The sequence below is a fragment of the Salinispora pacifica CNR114 genome (assembly GCF_000514775.1).
Taxonomy (GTDB): Bacteria; Actinomycetota; Actinomycetes; order Mycobacteriales; family Micromonosporaceae; genus Micromonospora; species Micromonospora pacifica.
In genome coordinates, this window is the sequence record NZ_AZWO01000017.1 from 1 (window position 1) to 21,070 (window position 21,070).

Below are 21,070 nucleotides of genomic sequence, written 5' to 3' on the forward strand. Positions count from 1 at the left end.
CCGCCGTCGTCCCGTGTGGGCCGCGCTGCTGGCCGGTGTGGCCGTGCTCAGTATCGCCGCCGGCGGCACCGCCATCGCCACCAACAGCGCCAGCGAGGCCCAAGCCGACCCCGCCGCCGCCGGAAAACGATCAGACCGCAACGAGGGCTTCGTCACCACCCGCGACGGCGTCGACATCTTCTACAAAGACTGGGGCCCCCGCGACGGACGACCCGTCATCTTCAGCCACGGCTGGCCCCTGAACTCCGACAGCTGGGAATCCCAGATGATGCACCTGGCCGACAACGGCTACCGCGTCATCGCCCACGACCGCCGAGGCCACGGCCGCTCCTCCCAAACCTGGGAGGGCAACGACATGAACCACTACGCCGACGACCTCGCCACCGTCATCAAAAAGCTCAAGCTCAAAGACGCCACCCTCGTCGGATTCTCCACCGGCGGCGGAGAAGTCGCCCGCTACGTCGGCCGACACGGCACCGACCGCATCGCCCAGGTCGCCCTCGTCGGCGCCGTCACCCCACTGATGCTCAAAACCCCCGACAACCCCAACGGCGTACCCATCGACGTCTTCGACGGCCTCCGCGAAGGCTCCCTCGCCGACCGCTCCCAGCTCTACCGCGACCTCGCCAACGGACCCTTCTTCGGCGCCAACCGCCCCGACGCCCAGGTATCGCAGGGCATGAAGGACACCTTCTGGCTCCAGAGCATGCAGGCCGGCCACAAGGCCGCCTACGACTCGATCAAAGCCTTCTCCGAAACCGACCTCACCGAAGACCTCACACGCTTCGACGTACCCACCCTCATCATCCACGGCGGCGACGACCAGGTCGTACCGATCGAGAACTCCGCCAAGGAAGCCCACGAAATCGTCACCGACTCCACCCTCAAGATCTACCCCGACGGCCCCCACGGCATCACCGACACCCACAAGCAGCAGCTCAACAACGACCTACTCACCTTCGTCAACAGCCTCTGACCACCCAGACCACCACAAACCGGGGGTGGGCCGGCCACAACGGGCCGGCCCACCCCCGGTTTGTCGTACCGGCGAAGGAGAATGGGCGGATGCGCTGGACCGTGCTCGCCTCGCCGATCGGCGAGTTCTCCCTGGCCACCGACGGTGAGACCGTGTGCGGAGCGCACTTCGCGCGGGTCACCGAGGCGGCCGACGAACCAGCCGACGACCTCTCGGCCCGCGCCGTGGCCGAGCTACGGGCCTACTTCGCCGGTGAGCTGACCGCCTTCACCGTGCCGGTGCGGATCCCCCGGGGTTCGGAGTTCGAGCGGGCGGTGTGGCGGGAGATGACCGCCATCCCCTACGGGGAGACGCTCACCTACGGCGAGGTGGCCCGGCGGCTCGGCGACGCCTCGGCGGCGCGCGCGGTCGGCGTGGCATGCAACCGGAACCCGGTGCCGGTGATCGTGCCCTGCCACCGGATCGTCGGTTCCGGCGGGAAGCTGGTCGGCTTCGGTGGCGGGCTCGACCGGAAGGTGAAGCTGTTGGAGTTGGAGGCCGGCGTGGCCCTTCGGCGAAGCTGGTCGGCGGCGGGCTAGCCGGTCAGGGTGCCGGACCGTAGGCCGGTGAGGAAGTCGGTCCAGCTGGTGGCGGAGAAGCCGAGGACCGGACCGGAGCGGTCCTTGCTGTCGCGTACGGCGACTCGCCTGCTCCCATCGAGCACCGGCCCCGCCTCCACGCAGTTGCCGCCACCGTTGCCACTGCGGGTGCTGACTCGCCAATCAACCGGTGCCAGGTTCACCGGTCTGGTCGTGTCTGTCGCCACCATTGCCAACTCACTCCAGACGCGCCTCGAGATCGAAGAGAAGTCGCTGCACGGCACCGTTGCGCAGTGCCATGGTGCGAAGACGATCGTCGCCGTAGTCAATCGACCTTGTCGAGAAGTAACCGGCTGATCGTGCGTTATCTGGAGCTGTCGGCTTCGGTGGCGGGCTCGACCGGAGGGTGAAGCTGTTGGAGTTGGAGGCCGGCGTGGCCCTTCGGCGAAGCTGGTCGGCGGCGGATTAGCCGGTCAGGGTGCCGGACCGTAGGCCGGTGAGGAAGTCGGTCCAGCTGGTGGCGGAGAAGCCGAGGACCGGGCCGGAGCGGTCCTTGCTGTCGCGTACGGCGACTCGCCTGCTCCCATCGAGCACCGGCCCCGCCTCGACACAGTCACCGCCACCACTGCCACTGCGGGTGCTGACGTGCCAGGCGACCCTGCTCGGCTCGATCGGGTGGACCCAGGTCTTCGCCGCCATGCTCACTCCAGACGTGCTTCCAGATCAAAGAGGAACCGCTGCACGGCCCCATTGTGTAGGGCCGCGCTGCGCAGTCGATCGTAGCGCCGGAAGAGTGAGTGTGCCTTGTCTCCCTCGACCACGATGCTGCCGGCGGCAGTGGCGATGCAGCCGGCTGGCGGGTACGGCCGGCGCATTCGGAAGGCGTCGAAGGAACCGTTCGGGCTGGCATGTGCGCCCGCCTCGCCCGGTAAGATCATGATTTCAACATTCGGCCAGGTGGCCACAGAACGCAGGTGAGCGAGTTGTGCACGCATGACTTCCGTGCTGCCCACCAGCCGGCGAAGGGCGCACTCGTCAATGACGGTGGAGAGCTGGACGGGCTCGGCGTCAGTCAGTCTGCGTTGGCGGCCCATTCTGACTTCGACAAAGCGGTCAATTTCGGTGTTGGAGGCGCTGTGGTCCCAGGCGCGGATCACAGCCTCGGCGTACTCGTGGGTCTGTAACAGGCCGGGCAGCACAGCGACCTCGAACGAGTAGATGTGGGTAGCCCTGCTCTCCAGCCAGACCCAGTCGATCAGTGCGCCGGCGACGTTCGCAGTGAACCCGTCCCACCAGCCTTTCTGCCAGACGTCTTGCGCCATCGTCTTGAGATCTTCCCTGCGCTTTGGGTCGTCGATGCCGCATACGTCGAGGTATGCCAGCACCTCGGGTAGGCGGGCAGCGACGAATCCAGACTCCATCCGGCTCAACGTGCCAGGGTTGCGATTTACGTAGTCGCCGACCTCTTTCAGGGTCAGCCCCGCCGTCTCCCGCATCACCCGGAGTTGCTGGCCGATCCATTGCGCTCGCAGCGTCGCTGTCTGCCCGCCCGCCATTGTTGCTCCTCTCGACGTAGCCAGCTTCGTATAAAAGCATGGCCAGCACAATATTGTGGTTTCCGTGATGATGGTCCATGCTGGCTGTGCTGAACTAACTACCGAAAGTTGAGGAGCGGGTCGGGGTGGGCTCTGGTTTGGCGGCCGGCCCACCCCGACCCGGAAACGAGCCGTGGGAGACATCGCGATAGATCGCGTCCCGAAGACCGACTCAGAGACTGTCTACCATGCCGTACCCCTGTGCCGGCAGCCCGCCGGTCCCAGGCCGATGCGTGCCTCCCCCGGCTTCCGACCGTCCGGTGCTTCTCGATGCCGGACCAGGCCGGGCGTGCATTTGGTCCTACGCCGTCGCGATTGGTCGTGGCTGCCAACTCCGTTGCGACCTGTGCGCGCCCCAACGGAAGGGTGCCAACGGCATGGCTGTCCATCAGAGCAGCGCGCGAGCGGAAACGCTGGCCGCGCACGAGATGCTCGCCGCGCATGTCCTCGATCCGGAAAGCCAACTCTGCCGGGTCTGTCTGGCTGTCGCACCATGCTCACCGGCCAACGCGGCGGCAAACCGGCTGGTCGAGCTGGGCCTCCCGGTTCTCGAACCAGTACTGCCGTCGCAACGCCGCGACGCGCTGCGGCGCTGGTTCGCGCCACATCGGCGAGTTCGACCACGTTCGGCACCGCTGCTCACCTGGGCCTGGCGTAGGCGGTTCGGGTTGGTGGTGGACTGATGCGACTCAGCTTCGATCCGGAGGAGCCACCGGAGGACCCGCCGGCCGAGTGCGTGTCGCCGACCGTTTGGCGGTTGAGCTATCGGCTGCACCGCAGCCACCAACTCACCGATGCCGGCCGTTGCACCTGTGGCGACCCGTTTCCGTGCTCTTCTCGCCGGCTCGTGGAGCGCGGCTTTTTGGCAGCGCTCGGCGTGAACACCGAAGTAGGTCGTGCGGGCGATCTGCTGGACCGACTCACCCAGGAGGAGAGGTAGCGCTGAGGTGCCGACCAACGACGGCTCGCTCAGCGCGGGTGGTGGGTTGGTCGGTATCGGCGGGCGAGGTGGATCAGGGCGGTGCCGATGAGGAGGAGCAGGGCGGCGGCGCCGACGGTGGTGGGCAGGCTTGGGCCGGTGATGGGGAGCCCGGGGTCGTCGGGGGTGTCGGGGCTGGGGCTGGTGGGTGTGTCGATGGTGATGGTGGTGGCCTCCGACTGACCGCTGGGGCAGGTGTTGGTGCTGGTGTAGTGGGCGGTGAGGGTGTGGCTGCCGGCCGGGAGCCTGGTCGTGTGGGCGGCGGTGTTGGCGCCATCCAGGGGCACGGTGTGGAGGTCACTGCTGCCGTTTCGGAAGGTGATGGTTCCGGTGGGGGCGTCGGTGGTGCAGGTGACGGCGGCGGTGAGAGTGACGTCCTGATCCGGTTCCGGGTTCCGCGGTGCGACCTCCAGCGTGGTGGTGGAACTCGGTCGTTCGATGAGGGCCATGCCGTGGTCGTTGCCGGCGGCGATGGTGGCGATGGCGGCGCCGGTCGGCAGGTTGACCTTCACCGGGGTGTTGCTCTGGTTGGTGGTGCCGTCGCCCAGTTGGCCGGCGTAGTTGCCGCCCCAGGCGAGGGCGGCGCCGGTGGAGGTCATCGCCAGGCTGTGGCCGCCGCCGGCGGCGATGGTGGTGAGCGTGGTGCCGGTCGGTAGGTCTACCTCCACCGGGGTGTTGCGGTTGGTGGTGGTGCCGTCGCCCAACTGGCCGTAGTAGTTGTAGCCCCAGGCGAGGGCGCTGCCGGTGGAGGTCATCGCCAGGCTGTGGACGCCGCCGCCGGCGGCGATGGTGGTGACGGTGGTGTTCGGGGGGAGATTGACGGCCACCGGAACAAGACGGTCGGTGTTGGTGCCATCGCCCAGCTCGCCGTAGTTGTTACTGCCCCAGGCGAAGGCGGTGCCGGTGGAGGTTGCCGCCAGGCTGTGGACGCCGCCGGCGGCGATGGAGGTGACGGTGGTGCCGGTCGGCAGGTCCACCTCCACCGGGGTGTTTCTGTTGTCGGTGGTGCCGTCGCCCAGTTGGCCGGCGTAGTTGCCGCCCCAGGCGAGGGCGGTGCCGGCCGTGGTTATCGCCAGGCTGTGGACGGCGCCGGCGGCGATGGAGGTGACGGTGGTGCCGGTCGGTAGGTCCACCTCCACCGGGGTGTTGCGGTTGGTGGTGGTGCCGTCGCCCAACTGGCTGAAGAAGTTGTAGCCCCAGGCGAGGACGACACCATCGGAGGTCAACGCGAGGCTGTGGTTGTGGCCGGCGGCGATGGCGGTGATCGTGGTGCTCGGGGGGAGGTTGACCGCCACCGGGGTGTTTCTGTTGTCGGTGGTGCCGTCGCCCAGTTCGCCGGAGATGTTTTCGCCCCAGGCGAGGACGGCACCATCGGAGGTCAACGCGAGGCTGTGGCCGTTGCCGGCGGCGATGGCGGTGATCGTGGTGTTGGCCGGTAACTCCGCTTCCACGGGGACGGGGCTGTCGGTGGTGGTGCCGTTGCCGAGCTCGCCCTCGCCGTTTCCTCCCCAGGCGAGGACGGTCTCCGACATCGCGTTGGACGCGGCAGGCCGCTGCGCGAGGGCTGGCCACCCGCCGGTCACCTGTGTCACGGTCACCGCCAGCGCGAGGAAGAACCAGCCGGTCACGGTGCGTCCCGCTCGGCGCGCGTCGGTGTCCCGGACTACCCATCGGGGAGTTTCCGGCATCATTTGTACCTCCGAGCGGACAGTGCTGCGCAAACCAAACGTGCGTATCATCGACTACCGATCTCCCGGACCGGCTGAGAAACGCCCGGCAATGCCCGAATCGGCCAAATCTCCCCTGCCCGAACGCTGGCCGTCGAGGGGTGTGCCGAAAGGCCACCATTGAGGTCGATGCCCTGAGCTCGGGAGCGGTCTGTCTGATAGATGCCTGTTTGAGGGGTGACCGGGGTCGCGGTGGGGGACGGAATCGTGGCGGGCGCCGGGGCGTTACACCATGCGTACGACCGAGGAAGTGCCCCGCCGTAAGCGGGGACGGCCGCCGGGAATGGCGGTGGCCGGCCGGTCGTTATCTCCGGACCGGCGCCGTGCGTGTCCCGACGAGACCCGCGGTCGCCGACCTATCCCTTGGTTCTTTGAGCGCCGGACGGTGCTTGTACCCCGCTCCCGACCCCCTTCGGGTGCGTGTGGGTGTCGACCCCCGAATGGAGCAACACTCATGAACACGATCATGTTGCGTAGTGCGCTTGGTATTGCTGGTCTGGCCTTCGGTGCCGGTGTGGTCGCTGGTCCCCAGGCCTTCGACACCAGCACCGATTCCACCCCCACCCCCACCCCGAGCGCGTCGGCGGCCTCGACCACCGCGGCGGCCGCGGTGCCGGCGGAGAAGCCGGACATGGGCACGCTGATCCCGCACGGTACGCAGGGTGAGCAGTCGCGGATCGACCTGGGTGGCGAGCAGACCGGCAACGTGAGAGCCATCATCGAGGCCACGAAGGCCGCTGGCATGGACGAGCGGGCCGCCGTGGTGGCGATCGCCACCAGTCTGCAGGAGTCGAAGCTGGAGAACCTGGGTCACCTGGGTGCGCGTAACGACCACGACTCGCAGGGCCTGTTCCAGCAGCGTCCGTCGTCTGGTTGGGGCACGGTGGAGCAGATCACCGACCCCGCCTACTCCACCACCGCTTTCCTGGAGGGTCTGCGGCAGGTCGAGGGCTGGCAGGACATGCCGTTGACCGAGGCCGCGCAGAAGGTGCAGGTGTCGGCGTTCCCGTTCCACTACGCCCAGTGGGAGACCCAGGCCGCTGACCTGGTGGCCGAGCACTGGACCAGCTGACCCAAACCCGTAGACCTAACCCACAAGGAGAAAGACACTGTTGGCCGGCACCCGGTTCGGGTGTCGGCCAACAGCTCTCTCTGGAGCGCGCTGCCGGTTTTAGGAGGAGGTGACCAACGCCCGATGACGATTCGTGAGTTCCAGGAAGCCGACTGGCCGCAGGTCTGGCCGATCCTCCGGGAAGTCGTACGGGCTCAGGAGACGTTCACGTACGATCCGAACCTCTCCCCTGACGAGGCGCGTGAGGTGTGGATCGAGCCAGCACCCGGGTTGACCGTCGTCGCGGTTAGGAGTGAGCGGGTCCTGGGCAGCGCGAAAATGGGTACGAATCGGGCGGGACCCGGGTCGCATGTCTGCACGGCCAGCTTCATCGTGGCCGCCGGCGCCCGCGGGCAGGGGGTCGGCACCGCGTTGTGCCGCTTCGCGCTGGACTGGGCTCACCAGCGCGGGTACGCCGGCATGCAGTTCAACGCCGTTGCCGCGTCGAACCGGACTGCGGTGTCGGTGTACGAGCGGCTCGGCTTCCGTATCGTCGGTACGGTGCCGGGTGCGTTCGCTCACCCGACGTTTGGTCGGGTCGGTCTGCACGTGATGTACCAGGAGCTCTGATACCCGCCACCACATATCTCACCCGCCGGCGGGAACACGGTGTGGGCCGGCACCCGGTTCGGGTGTCGGCCAACGGCTGCCGCTGGGAAGCGCTGGTTGTCGGGCTGTCACCGCGGACTGTTGGTGACGGTCTGCCCGCGGCGTCCGGCGCGAGTCAGGCCGACGGCGAGCAGTGCGTACGCGATCAATTCGATGGCGGCGGCCAGCGCGGGAAGCGGTGCCAACCTCAGCGACGGCGGCGCGAGGACGAACGAGCTGACCACGGCGGGGTTCCACCTGACGGCGAGCAGCAGGTCCATCGTGGCAAGCGCCAGGTCCACCTGCGGCAGGGCGGCGACAGCGAGGAGCGCGGCACCTACGGCGGCGATCGCCCGACCCCGCCGGAACAGTACGGCGGTGAGGCAGATCGCGACCAGCCCGAGTACGAGTGGCGCCAGCAGCACCGAACCGGCGCTGAGCACGGTCGTTGAGACCGGATCGGTCGAAGTGGAGTTCGATTGCTCTCGCGCGGACAGGTCGAGGGCCAACTCACTGAGCCGGACGGCTGGATATGCCACGAACAGCAGAGTGGCGAGTACGGTGCCCACAACGACCGGCCTCCGACGCGCGGCCGGCTGGTGGGCGATCGGCCAGCGACGTCCGGCTCCGAGCAGCAGCAGGGAAGCAGTCAGGGGCGCCCAGGTCAGGGCGAGACCGTCGGTGAGCAGGACCGGCGACGGAGAGGGGCCTTCGGGCGCGGGGAGCAGCAGCCGCAGGTCGCGGTCATGGTTGATGGCGGCCGGAGCGGTGCGGTACGCCTCCACGACGAGCACGAGGAGTGTGGCCGGTACGACCCAGCGGGGCTTCGGCAGCTCACCGAGGAGCGCGTAGCCCCCAAGCGCCAGCAGAGCCAAGATCTCCGCGTGGCGCAGTGGGGGATCGTCGAACAGGACGCCGAGGACGTGGGTGGTGGCCAGTACGGCCGCCGTGCCGAGCAGCAGCGGTCGTAGGCGCACCGCCGTCATGCTGCCACGAGTGTTGGTGGTGTGCTGCCCCACGCCGGACGCGGCACGGTGCGCTCGCCCGCGACGGCGGTGCGGGCCGGAGCCACCCGGGCCCGGCCCGCACCTGTCAGAACGTCAGCGTGCGATCTCGCCGGCGATGAACTCCTCGACGGCGGCGTGCGCGTCGGAGTCGGCGTACTGCACCGGCGGGGACTTCATGAAGTACGACGACGCCGACAGGATCGGGCCGCCGATCTTCCGGTCCAGGGCGATCTTCGCGGCCCGGACCGCGTCGATGATGACGCCGGCCGAGTTCGGCGAGTCCCACACCTCAAGCTTCAGCTCCGCGTTGAGCGGGGTGTCGCCGAAGGAGCGGCCCTCCAGGCGGATGTAGGCCCACTTGCGGTCGTCCAGCCACGGCACGTGGTCCGACGGGCCGATGTGCACGTCGCTCTTGGCCATCTCGTGCGGCACCTGGGAGGTGACCGACTGGGTCTTCGAGATCTTCTTGGAGACCAGGCGGTTGCGCTCCAACATGTTCATGAAGTCCATGTTGCCGCCGAAGTTGAGCTGGTAGGTGCGCAGCAACTCGACGCCACGGTCCTCGAACAGCTTCGCGAGGGCGCGGTGCACGATGGTGGCGCCGACCTGGCTCTTGATGTCGTCACCGACGATCGGCAGGCCCGCGTCCTCGAACTTCTTCGCCCAGACCGGGTCGGAGGCGATGAAGACGGGGAGGGCGTTGACGAAGGCGCAGCCGGCCTCGATCGCGGCCTGGGCGTAGAACTTGCCGGCCTCCTCGGAGCCCACCGGCAGGTAGGCCACGACCACGTCGACCTTGGCCGCGCGCAGCGTCTCGGCCACGTTCACCGGCTGGGTGTCCGACTCCTCGATGATCTCGCGGTAGTACTGGCCGAGACCGTCGAACGTCGGGCCGCGCTGCACGGTCACCCCGGTCGGGGGCACGTCGCACAGCTTGATGGTGTTGTTCTCGCTGGCGACGATCGCCTCGGCGAGGTCCATGCCCACCTTCTTGGCGTCCACATCGAACGCCGCGACGAACTCCACGTCCGAGACGTGGTAGTCGCCGAAGGTGACGTGCATGAGACCCGGGACGCGGTCGTTCGGGTCGGCGTTCCGGTAGTACTCCACGCCCTGTACGAGGGACGAGGCGCAGTTACCCACACCGACGATGGCGACGCGGACGGAGCCCATAGCGTCTGCCTCCTTCTCCTTCATCACGGCCGCTCTTCCCTGGACTCTCCAGGCGGAGGCGGGCTGTTGTCTTCTGGTCGACCGCCGGCCGCCCCGGTGATCGGGGCTGTCGGGGCACGGCCGGAGCGCTCGTTGGCGATGAGCTCCTCCAGCCAGCGAACCTCACGCTCACAGGCGTCCAGGCCGTGGCGTTGCAGTTCCAGGGTGTACGCGTCGAGCCGTTCGGCGGCGCGACCGAGCACGTCGCGGAGCCCTTCGCGGCGCTCCTCGATTTTGCGGCGGCGACCCTCCAGGATGCGAAGTCGGGTTGCCTGGTCGGTGCGGGCGAAGAACGCGAAGTGCACGCCGAAACCGGTGTCGTCATACGTCTCGGGCCCGGCTTGGGCGATGAGTTGGGCGAACCGTTCCTTGCCCTCCGCGGTGATTTTGTAAACCACGCGGCCTCGTCGGCTGGTCAGCGCGGGAACGTCCGAGACGGTGGGTGTCTCGTTGGCCTCGGTGATCCACCCTGCCGCCTGTAGGCGGCGCAGGGTCGGGTAGAGGCTTCCGTAGCTGATGGCCGCCCGGATGGCGCCGAGTTTCGCGGTGAGCTCCTTGCGTAGCTCGTAACCGTGCATCGGAGCCTCCTGCAGGAGACCGAGGATGGCGAATTCGAGCACTGCCATCCTCCTTACCCTGCTCACCCGAGCACTAACCGCGACGATGTATCGGGCCGATACATCGTCACGCTAGCGGATTGCCGCGGGTGGGGCAAACCTCGCACCGCCGTGTCTCGATTACAGATAGTCACTCGGTCGCCGGGTGGGGCGGCACCGCGTACTCTCGTGCTCATGCGTACGCAGCGCCAGGTGGTCGACTACTCGCTCCGGAAGCGGGCGGCGCTGCGGGATCTCCTGACCAACCGGGTCGGCCCGGATGACCTCTGCGATGCCTCGCCCTACCTGAAGAACGCGGCCCGGTTCCACGGCGAGCCGACCGACGAGCGGTGCCCGATCTGTCGGAGTGAGAACCTGACGCGCGTGCACTACATTTACGGCGACGAACTCCGGCAGTCCGCCGGTCAGGCCCGGAGACTGGCGGAGCTGCCCGCGTTGGCGATGACACTGCGTGAGTTTCAGGTCTTCGTGGTAGAAGTGTGCCTCGGCTGCGCCTGGAACCACCTCATCGAGCAGTATCTGCTCGGCCGGGACGGGCTGGCGGAGAACAGGCCGGAGCAGGTCGTGGTGGGCGGGGCGCCCTCAACGGACGCCCCAGGCAGGCGACGGAGGCGAGAGGCGCAACGGTGACGTCAGCACGATCGGTCGCTTCGGCCCGACGGGCCACCGCCCAGCTCGATCGACGTTCTGATAGTCCGATTAGCCCGCTTGATTGGCAGATAGGCACCTTTGCGCGGCTTGGTCGCGTTGTATCACTGGGTGCCGCAACTCACGGCAAACCGGTGGTGGCGCGGCAGCGCTCCACCGCGACCGGCAGGGTGTGAAGAATGAACTCGTACGGCGACCCCAGCTCCTCGCGTGGGCGGGCCCAGATACCGGGCCAGCACGGCGTCCCCGGGCGGGCCGACGACGCGTACCGTGCCCCCGATGGTGCGGCACGTTCCCAGTCGGCCGGACCGGAGGGAACAGCGGGCCGCGCCTCGGTGACACCCCGGGGCGGCGCTTCCAGCGGCCGGGCTTCGGTTGGCGGCTCGGCCTCCGTCCCCATCCAGGGTGCCGCCGGCTCGGCCTCGGTTGGCCGGTCAGGCCGCGCTTCGGTGCCGACCCCGGCCGGATCGGGCCGTGCTTCGGTGCCGGCGCCGGCCGGGCCGGGCCGTGCTTCGGTGCCGGCGCCGGCCGGGCCGGGCCGTGCCTCGGTGCCGGCGCCATCCGCGCCCGGACGCGCCTCCGTGCCGGTATCCCCCGCGCCGGGTGGCTCCGCCGGGCGCGCGAGCGTCGGTGCCGCGAGCGGTTCGGCCTCCGTTGGGTCGGCCTCCGTTGGGTCGGCCTCCGTTGGGTCGGCCTCCGTTGGGTCGGCGTCCGTTGGGTCGGCGTCCGTGGGGCGGGCCCGAGCCGGTGCCGCAGCGGCCGGAGGCCGGGCCTCGGTGGCGCGGGCCAGCGTCGCCTCGGCCGCCGGTGGTCCCGGCGGCCCGGGTGGCCCCGGCGGATCGGGCCGATCCCGTAATAGTGGCCGTGACCCGAACGCCGCGCGGGCGAAGAAGCGGAAGCGGGCGAACATGTTGATCGCCTCGTTCGCGGTCTTCATCATGCTCGCCGGCCTGGGCGTCGTCGGCTTCACCTACTTGAACACCAACGTCGTCCTGCCCGACCAGATTCCACTTCCGCAGTCGACGACGGTCTACACGAGTGACGGCAAGGGTCTGGTCGCGAAGCTCGGTAACGAGAACCGGACGCTGATCACCAAAAGCCAGATGCCGCAGCACGTGCGGGACGCGGTCGCCGCGGCCGAGGACCGGAACTTCTACCGGCACTCGGGCGTCGACTACAAGGGCATCGCCCGGGCCGCCTGGAACAACTTCACCGGTGGTGACCGGCAGGGCGCGTCCACGATTACGCAGCAGTACGCGCGTAACGCTTACGAGAGCCTTGAGGACGATACCTACGCCCGAAAGGTGCGGGAGGCGATCTTCGCCTCCAAGCTGAACGACAGGTTCAGCAAGGACAAGATCATGGAGAACTATCTCAACGTGATCTACTTCGGCCGCGGCGCCTACGGGGTCGAGGCCGCGGCGCAGACCTTCTTTGGCAAGCCCACCAGCAAGTTGACCGTCGGTGAGGGCGCGGTGCTGGCCGGGCTCATCAAGCAGCCGGAGAAGACCGCCACCCACAACGGGTACGACCCGGCGGTCAGCCCGGAGGACGCGAAGTCGCGCTGGGACTACGTCCTTGACGGGATGGTGGCCGAGGGCTGGCTCGACGCGGCGGAGCGGCCGACCGAATTTCCGGAGGTGAAGCCGCTGGCCGAGGAGGGCAGCGGCTTCGGTGTGGGCACCCCCCGCGGCAACGTCATCAACTACGTGCGGGCGGAGATGGAGCAGTGGGGGCTCTGCACCAACACGGGGGCGGGGGACGAGAGCACGCCCTCCTGTACGAACGCGCTGCGCAACGGCGGTTACAAGATCACCACGACGATCGACGACAAGATGCAGACCGCGATGGAGAACGCGGCCCGAGCGGAGGCGAAGGGCTCGCCTCTCAAGGGCCAGCCGGATAACCTGCAGGCCGCCGGAGTCGCCGTGGACCCCAAGACCGGTCGGGTGCTCGCCTACTACGGTGGGGAGAGTGGCGCCGGCACCGACTGGGCCGGTATGAACACCGATAAGGGCGGCAACCTCTACGGCGGCCATCCGCCCGCCTCGTCCTTCAAGGTCTACACCCTGGCGGCCGCCATCGAGGCCGGCATCTCCGTCAACTCGCGGTGGGACGCCACGCCCTTCACGCCGGAGGGCGCCGGGTACCGCGTCTATAACGCGGGCCGAGACGTCAGTAAGACTTGCGGCAAGTCCTGCACTCTCGACTATTCGGCGGTGAAGTCATACAACGTTCCGTTCTTCCACGTGGCGGATCAGATCGGACCAGACAAGGTGGTCAGCATGGCCCGGCAGGCGGGTATCACCACCATGTGGGACGACAGTCTCAAGCCGTTCAACCTGTTGGCGGAAAAGCCGGAGGACCTGGCGCCGGAGTATTTCGACCGGGTGGTGGGCTATGGCCAGTATCCGATCACCGTCCTCGACCACGCCAACGGTCTCGCGACGCTGGCGAACGACGGCGTCTTCCACCAGGCCCACTTTGTGCTCAAGGTAGAGCAGAAGGACGAGGACACCGGCGAGTGGAAGGTCGTCCGTGGGACCGGGGAGAAGCTGGACGGGCAGCAACGGATCCGCAAGCAGGTCACCGATGAGGTGACCGCGGTGCTGAAGCAAATCCCGGTGGAGAACAAGGACGCCCTCTCCGGGGGGCGGGAGGCGGCCGGGAAGACCGGCACCTGGGAGTTGGACGGGACCCCTAACAACTCGAACGCCTGGATGGTTGGCTACGACGACAACCTGGCGACCGCGATCTGGATCGGTAGCCACGACCCCAATGAGAACCCGGCGATCAAAAACAAGAACGGTGCCGACATCGGCGGCAGCACCATGCCGGCGGATGTGTGGAAAAAGTTCATGAACGAGGCGCTGAAGGACGCGCCCAGGTCTGAGCTGCCGAATATCACCGGAGTCGGGGACGACAAGGCCGGTAACGGCGCGTTGCCGCCCCCGCCGGAGCCGGACTGTGGGCTGCTCGACCTGTTCTGCCCCGATAGGGGCAACAACGGCGGCGACAACAACAACGGCGGCGGCAACAACGGCGGCGGTGACAACGGCGGCGGTGACAACGGCGGCGGTGACAATAACGGCGGCGGCGGTAACAACGGCGGCGGGGGCAACAACGGCGGTGGCGACAACGGTGGGGATACCGGATTCCCACCGCCGCCGAACGGAGGCCCCCAACGACCTGGGCGGGACTAGCCGGGCTGGGCCAGCGCCGTGCCGCACCGTCACGCGTCCCACCTCTTGGGGTGGGGCGCGGCGGTGCGGTAGCGGCGATGCCCAGACCTGCGGTGCGGTAGCGCCAACGCCATCCAGGTGCACGACGGCGACGCCGATCTAGTGCAGGATGCACGTCATGAGCACGCAGACGACGGGCGGCGCCGACAACTCCGCCGCACCGGACCACCCGTCCCGTTCCGACGGCTTCGTTCGTGGCGTCTCCGGCCTGATCGGTGGCCCGTTGGGTGACCACGCCACCGCCTTGGACCGGCCGGTCGGCGGGGAGCGTCGGTTCTGGACCGCGGTGCGGATCGTTCTGGCCCTGGTCTGCCTGACGATGGCCCTGCACTGGGTGCAGAAGTCGCCCTGCCAGGATGGCGCCTGGACGAACAACGTCCAGTACACCCGCTTCTGCTACACCGACGTGCTCGCGCTCTACTACGCCGAAGGGCTCAACGAGGGGAAGGTTCCCTACCTGGACCACCCGGTGGAGTATCCGGTGCTCACCGGCTACTTCATGGGTGCCCTCGGCCTGCCGGTGCACGCGCTCGGCAGCGCGGACCCCGGCCTGAACCAGGCCATGTGGTTCTACAACCTGAACGTACTGGTGCTCGGGGCGCTGGCGGTGGCCACCGTCGCGGTGATCCTGGCGCTGCGGCGCCGACGACCCTGGGACGCGGCACTCTTCGCACTCGCCCCCGCGCTGCTGCTCACCGCCACCGTCAACTGGGACTTTCTCGCCATCGGACTGGCCGCCTTCGGCCTGTTCGCCTGGGCGCGCCGCAAACCCGCGCTGGCCGGCCTGCTACTCGGCCTGGGCGGGGCGGCGAAGCTCTGGCCGCTCTTCCTCTTCTGGCCGATCCTGCTGCTGGCCATTCGGAGTAGCCGGCTGCGGGCCGCGCTCACCGCGATCGGCACGGGCGCGGTGGCGCTGGTCCTGGTGAACCTCCCCGCCGCGCTGGCCAACCCCACCAACTGGGGACGCTTCCTGGAGCTCAACACGGAGCGGGCGATCGACTGGGGCACCCTCTGGTACATCGGCCGCTACCTCGACGGCAGGATCGGCGAGCCCGGCGCCGGCCCGTTCGAGTGGCTGAGCAACAACATTCCGGTGCTGAACAACCTGGCGTACGCGCTGTTCTTCCTGGCCTGCGTCGGCATCGCCGTGCTGGCCCTGCGGGCCCCGCGCCGCCCGCGCCTCGCCCAGCTCGCCTTCCTCGTGGTCGCCGCCTTCCTGATCTTCAGCAAGGTCTGGTCGCAGCAGTTCGTGCTCTGGCTGCTGCCCCTCGCCGTACTCGCCCGCCCCAAGTGGGGTGCCTTCCTGGCCTGGCAGCTCGCCGAGGTCGGCTACTTCCTGGCCTTCTACGGCGAGCTGCTGGGCACCTCCACCGGCACGCCGGTCTTTCCCGAGGGCGTCTTCGTGCTGGCCGCCGCGTTCCGGCTGACCACCGTCGTCGTGCTCTGCGTGCTGGTCATCCAGGAGATCCTCCGGCCGGAGCAGGACGCGGTACGGGCCAGCTACCCCGACGACCCGGACGGCGGGGTCATCGACGGCGCACCGGACGCTCCCTGGGTGGCCAGACAGCGAGCGTCCGTGCCGGTGGCGACCTGACCGACTCGGGATCCGGTCACAGGCGGTAGACGACCACGTCGCCGATCTCCTCCCGGGTGATGCCGAGCGCGTCAACCGGTGCGTCGATGGTGAACTCCCAGGGCGTGCCGGCCACCTGATCCCGAGGGATCAGGACGTTGCGAACGCCCAGGGTGCGCAGGTAGTCGACGCTGGCCTGGTCGGGGAATGTGATCGTCGCCTGACGCACCTCCTCGACCAGGGCCGGGGTGAAGCCACTCCCCCCGTTGACGAGGTCCTGGAAGTGGGTGGTTGACCAGAGCATGACCGGCTGGTCACGATTCGGGTCGCTCGGCAGCACCAGCAGCGGGCCGTCCACCGTGCGCATCGCCGCGGGCTGCACCGGGACGACCGGGTGCGGGGTGCGGTTCAGCCCCTCGGCGGTCACCAACAGCAGTGGCAGCAGCGTGGCCAACCGCAGCCACGGGTTCGGCCAGGACGGGATCCGGGCGGCGGAGATCTTCCGGACCCGGCCGGCGAAGGCGCTTACCGCGCCGGCCGCGAGGAGTCCGAGCAGCAGGGTCGTCCAGAGCATCAGCCGACCCGGCGTACGCAGGCCGTTCCACCCGGGCAGGTAATCGAAGAGCGGCACGTAGGTGTACCGCCCGTCGAATAGTTCGGTGCCCATCGCCAGCACCATGCTGACCACGACCCCCGCCAGCAGCAGGAGCCGGTGCCGGACCCGCCACACCGAGAAGAAGAGGCCGCCCAGGGCGAGCGCGTAGAGCACGTACCCGGGCAGCAAGGTCATCTCCGGTTGCCAGGGCAGTGTCGACCGAGCCCCCTCGTGCAGGTCACCCCAGATTCGCGACTCGGCCGGCGCGGTGAGGAAGCCCGTCGCGGGTGGAGAGAACCAGGCGAGGTCGGCGACGGTCCGCTCCGCCTGCGGATGCAGCTCGACGACGGTGAAGTAGGGGAGTGCGAGCAACGCGCCAACCGCAGCGAAGATCAGCCCGCCGACCACGTTGGCGGCGAACAGCCGCCGACCGAAGGGGCGTCGCACCGGGCGGACGACCCAGCGTCGCAGGAACCAGGTCACCGTGGCGACCAGCCCGGTCCCGGCGAGGACGTACGCGAACGGCAGCCCGATGCCGAAGCCGAGGCTGAGCTGCCAGGCGGCGACCAGCCAGCCGGCGTACACCCAACCGACCCGTCGCTTCTCCGGTCGGTAGCCGTGCCGCAGCGACCAGCCATGCCCCCGAGCGAGCATCGCCAGCGCCAGCGGGATGCCACCGTTGGAGATGACGTTCAGGTGCCCGGCCTGGGCCAGCAACCAGGGTGCGTACGTGTAGGTAACTCCGGCGACCGCGGCGCCGATCCGGCCCGACCCCAACTGCCGGGCCAGCACGTACGCCCCGAACGTGGCGAGGGCGTGGGCCAGCACGAACATGATGTTGTATCGGAGCAGGGCGGCTTCGGGGCCGGTGCCGATCATCCCCGCTGGGGCGTACCCCAGCAGGGTGTCGGAGAAGACGAAGCTCCACCGTTCCGGGAAGAACGCGTTGGCGTGCAACAGCCGGCCCGGGTCGGTCAACAGTGCGTGCCCGGACCAGGCCATCTGCCATGCCTGCAGGCTCGGATCCCAGTAGTCCTGGGGCAGGGTGTAGCGCGGGTAGCGCAGTGTCGGCCAGGTCATCGCGACGGCCAGGGCCAGCGAGCCGAGCGCTGCGAGCATCCACTCGTGGGTCAGGAACCGGCCAACGGAGCGGGTTGCCCGGCCGATCCGGGTCGGTACCGGGGTCGGAGCGGGGCCGAAGGACGCGAACGGGTCCTGTTTCTCCTTGTCGCCGTTAGCACCCTTCGCATCCTTTTCTGCGGTGCCCTCGGCGGTGCTGTCAGCAGAAGTAGCGGTGCCGTCCGAAGAGGAGGCGTCGCCGCGCCCGGCGGCGCTGCCGCCAGCAGTGGTGTCCGCGGTGGTGCTCTTGGTGGCGGTGTCCGCGCTGCCCGCGGTGGTGCTCTCCGCGGTGGCGGTGCTGGTGGGTTTGGCGGTGTCGGCGGCCGTGGCGTCGTCCTTGGGTGATCCGGCGTTACCCGGGCCAGCTTCGAGCTTGTCCATGATGGTCTTGGGCTTTCGGTCACCGGCGGTGCTGGCCGCCTTGGGATTCGGTGGCGGTGGGCCGCCAGGGCGTCCGATGGTCATCCGGTCGTACCCGGCACGCCGAGCTGCTCCCGGAGGAAGGTGATGTCGGCTGCTTGGCCGTCCGCCCCGCCGGGTGTCTCGACCACCACCGGGGCGCCCGCCGCGCGGATCACCGCCACCAGCTGCTCCGGGTCGATCGTGCCGCCGGTCAGGTTGTCGTGTCGGTCCTGGCCCGAGTTGAAGGCGCCCTTGGAGTTGTTGGCGTGGATCAGGTCGATCCGCCCGGTGATCGCCTTGACCCGGTCGACCAGCCCGAGCAACTCCTCACCGCCCGCGTACGCGTGGCAGGTGTCCAGGCAGAAGCCCACCTCGTGATCGCCGATCGTGTCCCAGAGCCGGGCGAGCGCGTCCAGTCGGCGGGCGCAGGCGTTCGTCCCGCCGGCGGTGTTCTCGATCAGCACCGGTACGCCGAAGCCGCCGGATTCCGCCGCGTACGCGAAGGCTTTGCGCCAGTTGTCGAACCCGGTGGCGAGGTCGTCGCCGGCGTTGACGTGGCCCCCGTGCACGATCAGGCCACGGGCTCCGACAGCGGCGGCGGCTCGGGCGTGCGCGAGCAGGAGCTTGCGGCTGGGGATCCGGATGCGATTGTTCAACGTGGCCAGGTTGATCACATACGGTGCGTGCACGTAGAGGTCCACCTCGGCGCTGCGCAGCCGGTCGGCGTCCGCCCGCGGCTTCGGCGTCTTCCAACCCTGCGGGTCGGAGAGGAAGAACTGCGCGGTGTCGGCGGCTCTGGCGGTCGCCTCCGCCAGTGGGTCGGACGAATCGACGTGGGCTCCGATACGCATGCTGGGGAGCCTACGTCGAGTTCACCGACCGACGGCGACCGCAGTGCGGCGACGCGCGTAACCGGCGTGGTCAGAGGTGCGTCACCGCAGTGATCAGTCGTCGTTGAACGAGGTGGGATGGACGGTTCTGTGAGCTTGGACTAGTAGATTGTCTGAGATTTACCGAATTCTCCGACAAGTCCTGCACATTAAGGATATGGTCGGGAAACAACATGATGAAGCCCCGCGGGGTGTCGCCGGTCCAACCTCATCGGTGTGGTCGTTCCTCCCCAGGTCCCACCCAAGGAATGCGGACACGACACCCCGCGGTCTCTGGTTCACGGGGGGCTCGCCTCGACATCGACGTCTTGGCCGGGCCCCCCGTGAACCATGTTCGGGGGCACTTCCACCACCCCGGGCATGATCGTTCGGGCCGGGTATCCTGGTTCGGTTGTCCACGTCCGGCCGGGTCCCCCCGGTTCCGGGTGGGCCACGACGCACGACCTCCTGCCACGGAAGGACCGTGGCCGTCCTAGCCCATAGGAGGTGAGCACGTCTTGCGTCATTACGAGATCATGGTGATCCTCGACTCCAGCCTTGAGGAGCGCACCGTCGCTCCGTCGCTCGACACGTACCTGAACGTGATTCGGACCGCGGGTGGCTCGGTCGAGAAGACCGATGTGTGGGGCCGCCGGCGCCTCGCGTACGAGATCAACAAGAAGACCGAGGGGATCTACGCCGTCATCGACCTGCAGGCAACGCCAGCAGCGGTGGCCGAGCTGGACCGTCAGCTGCGGCTCAACGAGTCGGTGCTGCGTACCAAGGTTATTCGGCCGGAAGTGCGCTGAGGCGCACCCCGACCCCCAACCCCGACACCCCCGGATCAGCCTCGTCGGCATTGTCGGACGGCTCTGTCAGCCTGTACGGCGAGACGATGAGTGCGCGAGGAGATGGTCATGGCAGGAGAAACCATCATCACGGTCATCGGCAATCTGACCGATGACCCCGAGTTGCGATTCACCCCCTCCGGGGCGGCGGTCGCCAAGTTCCGGGTCGCCTCGACGCCCCGGTTCTTCGACAAGTCGTCCAGCGAGTGGAAGGACGGCGAGCCGTTGTTCCTCTCGTGCACCGTGTGGCGGCAGGCCGCCGAGCACGTCGCGGAGTCGCTGCAGCGCGGCACCCGCGTGATCGTGTCCGGTCGGCTGCGGCAGCGGTCGTACGAGACCCGCGAGGGTGAGAAGCGCACGGTAATCGAGCTGGAGGTCGACGAGATCGGCCCGTCGCTGCGCTACGCCACGGCGAAGGTGCAGAAGATGTCCCGCTCGGGCGGTGGTGGTTTTGGCGGCGGTGGTGGCCAGGGCGGCGGAGGCAACTTCGACGACCCGTGGGCCTCGGCCGCTCCTGCTCCTGCTCCCGCGCCCTCGCGCGGCGGGTCCGGTGGTGGCAACTTCGACGAGGAGCCTCCGTTCTGATGGCGCCGAGCGCCCGCAATCGCAAACCAGGAGCAAGGTCAATGGCCAAGGCTGCGGCACTTCGCAAGCCGAAGAAGAAGGTGAACCCGCTAGACAAGGACGGGATCACCTATATCGATTACAAGGACACTGCGCTGCTGCGCAAGTTCATCTCCGACCGGGGCAAGATCCGTGCCCGGCGAGTGACTGGCGTGACCTCGCAGCAGCAGCGGCAGATCGCCCGTGCGGTCAAGAACGCCCGCGAGATGGCGCTCTTGCCGTACACGGCGACGGCTCGCTGAGGGGAGGCGCCGACATGAAGATCATCCTGACTCAGGAGGTATCCGGCCTCGGTGCCCCAGGGGACATCGTGGAGGTCAAGAACGGCTACGGCCGTAACTACCTGCTGCCCCAGGGCTTCGCGATCGCCTGGACCAAGGGCGCGGAGAAGCAGGTCACGCTGATCAAGCGGGCCCGGTCGGCCCGCGAGATTCGTGACCTCGGCCACGCCAACGAGGTCAAGGGCCAGCTCGAAGGGCTGAAGGTAGCCCTGAAGGCCCGCGCCGGCGAGGGAGGTCGGCTCTTCGGTTCGGTCACCGCGGCCGAGATCGTCGCGGCCGTCAAGGCCGCTGGCGGCCCGACGCTGGACCGTCGTCGGCTTGAGCTGCCCAGGCACATCAAGTCGCTCGGCTCCTACCCGGTGCGGATCAAGCTGCACCCCGAGGTGACCGCCGCGTTCGACCTGAACGTCGTTCAGAGCTGACACCCACCCGCACCACCGATCGGGCCCGCGCCGTACTCGGCGCGGGCCCGATCCGTA

General features: G+C 68.5%; 23 protein-coding genes and 1 pseudogene. 14 read left to right on the forward strand and 10 right to left on the reverse strand.

What is annotated here, in order from left to right; translation table 11 throughout:
- Positions 1-976 (forward strand): alpha/beta fold hydrolase (locus B118_RS0111975; protein WP_028188370.1); only part of this gene is annotated, 976 nt, incomplete at its 5' end.
- A gap of 89 nt (positions 977-1,065) precedes the next feature.
- On the forward strand, positions 1,066-1,554 hold the full coding sequence (locus B118_RS0111980; RefSeq protein WP_027646959.1) for a methylated-DNA--[protein]-cysteine S-methyltransferase: 489 nt from the start codon (positions 1,066-1,068) through the stop codon (positions 1,552-1,554).
- On the opposite strand, the gene B118_RS0111985 is transcribed toward B118_RS0111980, so the two are convergent.
- Positions 1,551-1,784 carry a DUF397 domain-containing protein gene (locus tag B118_RS0111985; RefSeq protein ID WP_018254948.1) on the reverse strand — a complete coding sequence of 78 codons (234 nt, stop codon included), beginning with the start codon at positions 1,782-1,784 and terminating at the stop codon, positions 1,551-1,553. The genes B118_RS0111980 and B118_RS0111985 overlap by 4 nt on opposite strands.
- Positions 1,785-1,930: 146 nt before the next feature.
- Here B118_RS0111985 and B118_RS30270 point away from each other — a divergent pair.
- Positions 1,931-2,023, forward strand: a pseudogene (locus B118_RS30270) (methylated-DNA--[protein]-cysteine S-methyltransferase); the annotation flags it as partial.
- Here the strand turns inward: B118_RS30270 and B118_RS0111990 are convergent.
- Positions 2,020-2,253: a DUF397 domain-containing protein gene (locus tag B118_RS0111990; protein WP_018221908.1), complete on the reverse strand. Its 234-nt coding sequence runs from the start codon at positions 2,251-2,253 to the stop codon at positions 2,020-2,022. The pseudogene B118_RS30270 and the gene B118_RS0111990 overlap by 4 nt on opposite strands.
- Positions 2,254-2,255: 2 nt before the next feature.
- Positions 2,256-3,110 (reverse strand): helix-turn-helix domain-containing protein, encoded by an 855-nt coding sequence (locus tag B118_RS0111995; protein ID WP_026270893.1) that lies wholly within the window; start codon positions 3,108-3,110, stop codon positions 2,256-2,258.
- A 416-nt stretch (positions 3,111-3,526) separates the two neighbouring features.
- On the opposite strand from B118_RS0111995, the gene B118_RS0112000 reads away from it, so the two are divergent.
- Both B118_RS0112000 and B118_RS0112005 read left to right on the forward strand, forming a co-directional pair.
- Entirely contained in the window at positions 3,527-3,832 is a 306-nt protein-coding gene (locus B118_RS0112000; RefSeq protein ID WP_028192820.1) for a hypothetical protein, read from the forward strand.
- Entirely contained in the window at positions 3,832-4,089 is a 258-nt protein-coding gene (locus B118_RS0112005) for a hypothetical protein (RefSeq protein WP_027646960.1), read from the forward strand. The genes B118_RS0112000 and B118_RS0112005 overlap by 1 nt, the downstream gene beginning before the upstream one ends.
- A gap of 29 nt (positions 4,090-4,118) precedes the next feature.
- On the opposite strand, the gene B118_RS0112010 is transcribed toward B118_RS0112005, so the two are convergent.
- On the reverse strand, positions 4,119-5,819 hold the full coding sequence (locus B118_RS0112010; protein ID WP_028192821.1) for an RCC1 domain-containing protein: 1,701 nt from the start codon (positions 5,817-5,819) through the stop codon (positions 4,119-4,121).
- A 490-nt stretch (positions 5,820-6,309) separates the two neighbouring features.
- Here B118_RS0112010 and B118_RS0112015 point away from each other — a divergent pair, with 490 nt between their 5' ends.
- On the forward strand, positions 6,310-6,927 hold the full coding sequence (locus B118_RS0112015) for a hypothetical protein (protein WP_018812343.1): 618 nt from the start codon (positions 6,310-6,312) through the stop codon (positions 6,925-6,927).
- 123 nt (positions 6,928-7,050) lie between these two features.
- The gene (locus tag B118_RS0112020) at positions 7,051-7,536 is read left to right on the forward strand and encodes a GNAT family N-acetyltransferase (RefSeq protein WP_028192822.1); all 486 of its coding nucleotides are present in this window, start codon (positions 7,051-7,053) and stop codon (positions 7,534-7,536) included.
- A 107-nt stretch (positions 7,537-7,643) separates the two neighbouring features.
- On the opposite strand, the gene B118_RS0112025 is transcribed toward B118_RS0112020, so the two are convergent.
- The 3 genes from B118_RS0112025 to B118_RS0112035 form a co-directional block, all read right to left on the reverse strand.
- The gene (locus B118_RS0112025) at positions 7,644-8,540 is read right to left on the reverse strand and encodes a hypothetical protein (protein ID WP_028192823.1); all 897 of its coding nucleotides are present in this window, start codon (positions 8,538-8,540) and stop codon (positions 7,644-7,646) included.
- Between the two features lie 114 nt (positions 8,541-8,654).
- Positions 8,655-9,734 carry an inositol-3-phosphate synthase gene (locus B118_RS0112030; protein ID WP_018221916.1) on the reverse strand — a complete coding sequence of 360 codons (1,080 nt, stop codon included), beginning with the start codon at positions 9,732-9,734 and terminating at the stop codon, positions 8,655-8,657.
- 23 nt (positions 9,735-9,757) lie between these two features.
- Positions 9,758-10,393: a PadR family transcriptional regulator gene (locus B118_RS0112035; protein ID WP_018221917.1), complete on the reverse strand. Its 636-nt coding sequence runs from the start codon at positions 10,391-10,393 to the stop codon at positions 9,758-9,760.
- A gap of 171 nt (positions 10,394-10,564) precedes the next feature.
- Between B118_RS0112035 and B118_RS0112040 the strand changes: the two genes are divergently transcribed.
- The gene (locus tag B118_RS0112040; RefSeq protein ID WP_028185228.1) at positions 10,565-11,020 is read left to right on the forward strand and encodes a DUF5318 domain-containing protein; all 456 of its coding nucleotides are present in this window, start codon (positions 10,565-10,567) and stop codon (positions 11,018-11,020) included.
- 139 nt (positions 11,021-11,159) lie between these two features.
- Here the strand turns inward: B118_RS0112040 and B118_RS32805 are convergent, their stop codons facing one another.
- The gene (locus B118_RS32805; RefSeq protein ID WP_028188366.1) at positions 11,160-11,978 is read right to left on the reverse strand and encodes a hypothetical protein; all 819 of its coding nucleotides are present in this window, start codon (positions 11,976-11,978) and stop codon (positions 11,160-11,162) included.
- Here B118_RS32805 and B118_RS0112050 point away from each other — a divergent pair.
- The gene (locus tag B118_RS0112050; RefSeq protein WP_238323906.1) at positions 11,947-14,241 is read left to right on the forward strand and encodes a transglycosylase domain-containing protein; all 2,295 of its coding nucleotides are present in this window, start codon (positions 11,947-11,949) and stop codon (positions 14,239-14,241) included. The genes B118_RS32805 and B118_RS0112050 overlap by 32 nt on opposite strands.
- Positions 14,242-14,398: 157 nt before the next feature.
- On the forward strand, positions 14,399-15,874 hold the full coding sequence (locus B118_RS0112055; protein ID WP_028192825.1) for a glycosyltransferase family 87 protein: 1,476 nt from the start codon (positions 14,399-14,401) through the stop codon (positions 15,872-15,874).
- A gap of 16 nt (positions 15,875-15,890) precedes the next feature.
- Here the strand turns inward: B118_RS0112055 and B118_RS0112060 are convergent, their stop codons facing one another.
- Together B118_RS0112060 and B118_RS0112065 are read right to left on the reverse strand one after the other, a co-directional pair.
- Positions 15,891-18,032, reverse strand: a complete 2,142-nt coding sequence (locus B118_RS0112060) for a hypothetical protein (protein ID WP_028192826.1) — start codon at positions 18,030-18,032, stop codon at positions 15,891-15,893.
- Positions 18,029-18,820 carry a deoxyribonuclease IV gene (locus tag B118_RS0112065; protein WP_028192827.1) on the reverse strand — a complete coding sequence of 264 codons (792 nt, stop codon included), beginning with the start codon at positions 18,818-18,820 and terminating at the stop codon, positions 18,029-18,031. Before B118_RS0112065 ends, B118_RS0112060 begins: the two co-directional genes overlap by 4 nt.
- 536 nt (positions 18,821-19,356) lie before the next feature.
- Here B118_RS0112065 and rpsF point away from each other — a divergent pair.
- From rpsF to rplI, 4 genes are all read left to right on the forward strand, one after another.
- On the forward strand, positions 19,357-19,647 hold the full coding sequence (rpsF, locus tag B118_RS0112070; RefSeq protein ID WP_025618049.1) for a 30S ribosomal protein S6: 291 nt from the start codon (positions 19,357-19,359) through the stop codon (positions 19,645-19,647).
- 90 nt (positions 19,648-19,737) lie between these two features.
- Entirely contained in the window at positions 19,738-20,271 is a 534-nt protein-coding gene (locus B118_RS0112075; RefSeq protein ID WP_018221923.1) for a single-stranded DNA-binding protein, read from the forward strand.
- A gap of 41 nt (positions 20,272-20,312) precedes the next feature.
- Entirely contained in the window at positions 20,313-20,552 is a 240-nt protein-coding gene (gene rpsR, locus B118_RS0112080) for a 30S ribosomal protein S18 (RefSeq protein WP_007073789.1), read from the forward strand.
- 14 nt (positions 20,553-20,566) lie between these two features.
- Positions 20,567-21,013, forward strand: coding sequence for a 50S ribosomal protein L9 (gene rplI / locus B118_RS0112085; RefSeq protein WP_018221924.1), 447 nt, complete (start codon positions 20,567-20,569; stop codon positions 21,011-21,013).
- The last annotated feature ends 57 nt before the right edge of the window (positions 21,014-21,070 follow it).